The organism is Mesorhizobium sp. M7A.F.Ca.CA.002.04.1.1, from assembly GCF_004022805.1.
In the GTDB taxonomy this organism is placed as follows: Bacteria; Pseudomonadota; Alphaproteobacteria; order Rhizobiales; family Rhizobiaceae; genus Mesorhizobium; species Mesorhizobium ciceri.
The window spans coordinates 1-2791 of sequence record NZ_RZPL01000727.1; the positions used below are offsets into that span (position 1 = coordinate 1).

Below are 2791 nucleotides of genomic sequence, written 5' to 3' on the forward strand. Positions count from 1 at the left end.
GTCAACGACCTCGTCAAGACCAAGCTGGGCATCGAGTAGCGCGGTGTTTGTCCGCACCGCAGGTGAACGTGATCTGACGGCCATCCGGGCGCTGCTGGTCGAAACCTGGCACACGACCTATGACGCGGTCTATGGCCCTGATCGGATCGACCGGGTCATCGAGGATTGGTGTTCGCCGGCGAAATTGAGAGCTAGCCTTGAGCGGCCGAATGCCGAATTCCTGGTCGCCGACGACGGCAAGCGCATCGGCGGCGTCGCCTATGCCGAAAGCGTCGAAGGCGGCACCGTGGTCGACCTGCAACAGCTCCATGTCGCACCCGACCTGCAAGGCCGGGGCATCGGCGGGATGTTGCTCGATGAGGTGATCGAGAATTTTCCGGAAGCCCGCTCTCTACGCATCGAGGTCGTGGAGCAGAACAGGCGTGCGGTCGCCTTCTATCTGGCCAACGGCTTTGCCGAGATTGGCCGGGCCGACAATTATGGGCCGGCGCAGTCCGGTATTGCTGCGTTGATTCTTGAGCGGATGCTGACCGCCTGAGCGCTCGATGATCGCGCGATTGCATCACGTTGTTGCGAGTGGACCCTCGAGCACACGGCTTTCATTTGACGGCGCAAATATCGAGCGCAAAGCTGTGGCCGCTGACCCCAGCCATGATCGGTGTTTGACCGGTGGCATGCGAGGCAGCTTGGGGAATCGTCATGCCAAGCTTGCCGGAACTGATGCCGACACAGGTGTCGGACGAGACCTTTGGCGGCGTCACCTATCATATAGCGGGCGAGCTGGTGCCGGTGCTTTCGGTCGATGTCACGCGCATGCCGGTCTATTTCGAGCACCACATCCTTTTGTGGAAGAATTCCACCATCACCATCGGCCTGAAATCGCTGAAGGGCGCGCTGAAGCGGATGATGGCCGGCATGCAGATCTTCGTCACCGAGGCGTCGGGGGCGGGCATCGTTGCCTTCAGCCGCGATGGGCCGGGCCACATCGTGCCGATCCATCTCAGGCACGGCGAAGAGATCCAGGTGCGCGAGCACCAGTTTCTCGCCGCCACCGGCAATGTCGACTACACCTTCGAACGGGTGCGCGGCCTGGCGACGATGCTGTTCGGCCAGAGCGGCTTTTTCATCGACCGCTTTCGCGGTGATTCCGGCGATGGCATCGTCTGGCTGCACGGCTATGGCAACGTCTTCGAAAAGACGCTCGCCGCCGGCGAAACCATCGACATCGAACCAGGCGGCTGGCTGTTCAAGGATGCCTCGGTCAGGATGGAGACCAAGATCGATCGCCTGTCGAGCGGCTTCTTCGGCGCCAACATGAATTTCATCGTCAACCGATTCACCGGACCGGGCCGTGTCGGCATCCAGTCGATGTATCTGCATATGCCGACGGAGGAATAGTTCGGCGAAGGCCACTGGCGGGCAGCAATGGCGGCCGCGACCCGGCCATGCGTCATCGCGGCGTTTGCCGTGCCGGCTCACCACGGATATGCAAGGGCCATGACCAAATTGTTCCGCACTGCGGCGCTGGCGCTGCTCGCCATCATCATTTTCGCGACCTTGTCGCCGATCCAGATGCGGCCGCATCTCGCTGAAGCAAATGTCGAGCGTGCCTTGGCTTATGTCCTGCTAGGCTTCGCCCTCGCGGTCGGCTTCCCCAACCGACTGTATCAAGTGGTGATCTTTGTGGCTGTGATCGCCGGCATGCTGGAACTGCTTCAGCTCATTGATCCCGGTCGCCATGCACGCCTCATCGATGCATTGGTGAAAGCCTTTGCCGGGGTGGTTGGGATCGTCGCGGGACACCTGATCGTCAGGGCCGGCCGGCAAAAGAGCGAGAGCTAGGCGCGGCAGCAATCCGCCGCGGAGGATCGAGCCTTCGCTAGGCAGCGGGAACCCCCACATTGTCGATTAGCCTGGTTTTGCCGAGCCATGCCGCTGCGAGAAGACGCCCTTCGCGGTTTCGACGCCATGGCGCAAGCGTCAGGCTTTCGCGTGCCTCGACATAGTCGACCTTCTGGAAACCGGCGGCGATGAGGTCGCGGCTGGCCTCTTCGGTTGCGTCGGTTTGGTGGGCGCCTGCCGCCAGGGCCGCAGCCGTTTTGCGCAATATCACGTTGAGTTGGCGGCCGACCTTCAGTTCGGCCTCATCGAGATAGGCGTTGCGTGACGACATGGCGAGACCATGCGCGTCGCGTATCGTCGGGGCGCCGACGATCTCGACGGGCAGGTCGAGATCGCCGCAGAGCTGTCTCACCACGCAAAGCTGCTGGTAGTCCTTCTCGCCGAAGACCGCAAAGTCGGGCGTTGCCTGCAGGAGGAGCTTTGCCACGACGGTGGCGACGCCTTCGAAAAAGGTCGGCCGAAAGTCCGATTCGAGCCCGGCGGAGGGGCCGCCGACCGAGATTTTCGTGGCGAAGCCGGCGGGATACATCTCGCCAACCGTCGGTGTGAAAGCAAGGTCGGCCTTTGCCGCGCCGAGCCGGTCGAGATCGCGGGCGAGTTGGCGCGGGTACTTGTCGAGGTCTTCGCTCGGCGCGAACTGTGTCGGGTTGACGAAGATCGACACGACGCAGCGCTCGGCTTTTTCGAGTGCGATCCTGACCAGCGAGATGTGCCCGTCGTGCAAAGCGCCCATGGTCGGCACCATGGCGACACGAAGGCCGTCACGGCGCCAGTCATGGATTTGCGTGCGAAGTGCGGCAACGCTATCGACGACGACGGGTTGGCTCATGCGTCATCCCTGCTGTTTGTCGCCGAAAAGACATGGCCGGGGCCCGGGAATGTCCGGTTT

4 protein-coding genes are annotated in these 2791 nt (G+C 62.4%); 3 read left to right on the forward strand and 1 reads right to left on the reverse strand.

Translation table 11 applies throughout. The features are described 5' to 3' along the window. Nucleotides 1-43 precede the first annotated feature (43 nt). The 3 genes from ENZ75_RS27455 (at nt 44) to ENZ75_RS27465 (ending at nt 1842) form a co-directional block, all read left to right on the forward strand. Complete coding sequence (locus tag ENZ75_RS27455) at nt 44-538, forward strand: GNAT family N-acetyltransferase (protein WP_063168096.1); 495 nt, start codon at nt 44-46, stop codon at nt 536-538. A 161-nt stretch (nt 539-699) separates the two neighbouring features. Further along, nucleotides 700-1398 (forward strand): AIM24 family protein, encoded by a 699-nt coding sequence (locus tag ENZ75_RS27460; protein ID WP_027160398.1) that lies wholly within the window; start codon nt 700-702, stop codon nt 1396-1398. Between the two features lie 99 nt (nt 1399-1497). Continuing rightward, on the forward strand, nt 1498-1842 hold the full coding sequence (locus ENZ75_RS27465) for a hypothetical protein (protein ID WP_063170249.1): 345 nt from the start codon (nt 1498-1500) through the stop codon (nt 1840-1842). A 37-nt stretch (nt 1843-1879) separates the two neighbouring features. Here ENZ75_RS27465 and panC read toward each other — a convergent pair whose 3' ends face one another. Beyond that, the gene (gene panC, locus ENZ75_RS27470) at nt 1880-2731 is read right to left on the reverse strand and encodes a pantoate--beta-alanine ligase (RefSeq protein ID WP_063168095.1); all 852 of its coding nucleotides are present in this window, start codon (nt 2729-2731) and stop codon (nt 1880-1882) included. Between the last annotated feature and the right edge of the window lie 60 nt (nt 2732-2791).

Excerpts from the sequence above, each read along its gene's own strand:
- panC (WP_063168095.1), bottom strand. The coding sequence starts at position 2,731 with ATGAGCCAACCCGTCGTCGTCGATAGCGTTGCCGCACTTCGCACGCAA.
- ENZ75_RS27460 (WP_027160398.1), top strand. The coding sequence starts at position 700 with ATGCCAAGCTTGCCGGAACTGATGCCGACACAGGTGTCGGACGAGACC.
- ENZ75_RS27465 (WP_063170249.1), top strand. The coding sequence starts at position 1,498 with ATGACCAAATTGTTCCGCACTGCGGCGCTGGCGCTGCTCGCCATCATC.